This is a genomic window from Streptomyces apricus (assembly GCF_008369065.1).
Lineage (GTDB): Bacteria > Actinomycetota > Actinomycetes > Streptomycetales > Streptomycetaceae > Streptomyces > Streptomyces apricus.
Window position 1 is genome coordinate 1 of record NZ_VDFC01000279.1, and the last position, 662, is coordinate 662.

Genomic DNA, 662 nt, shown 5'->3' on the forward strand with positions numbered 1-662 from the left:
AGGCTGAGGCTGTGCCCAGCAGTGAGCTGCTCGACTTCCTCAAGCAGGAAGTCGCCGTGGTCATGGGCCTGCGCGCCGAACGCATCAACGTCAGCCGGCCCCTGAACCGGCTCGGCATGGACTCCCTCATGGCTGTCGAACTGCGCAACCGCATCGAACGCCGCTACCAGATCAAACTCCCCATGGTGCAACTCCTCAAGGACGGCACCGTCACCACCGTCGCCCAAGCCCTGGCCACCGAACTCAACTCCACCGGGACAGCGACAGTGGCCGCACCGGACAATGCCTCGGCATCCGCGACGACCAGCGACGCACCGGTCCAGGAAGTTGCCGCACCAGCCTCGGCATCAGTGGCTCCTACGGCCACCCCGGAGCCCGCAGTCACTGCCCGACCCGTGCCGCAGGCGCCGGCTTCCAGTCAGGCTGTGCCCAGCAGTGAGCTGCTCGACTTCCTCAAGCAGGAAGTCGCCGTGGTCATGGGCCTGCGCGCCGAACGCATCAACGTCAGCCGGCCCCTGAACCGGCTCGGCATGGACTCCCTCATGGCTGTCGAACTGCGCAACCGCATCGAACGCCGCTACCAGATCAAACTCCCCATGGTGCAACTCCTCAAGGACGGCACCGTCACCACCGTCGCCCAAGCCCTGGCCACCGAACTCAAC

At 66.0% G+C, this 662-nt stretch carries 1 protein-coding gene; it reads left to right on the plus strand.

Going from position 1 to position 662, the window contains the following annotated elements:
• Positions 1-662: acyl carrier protein (locus FGF04_RS39670; RefSeq protein WP_235882765.1), on the plus strand; the 662-nt coding region annotated here is incomplete at both ends.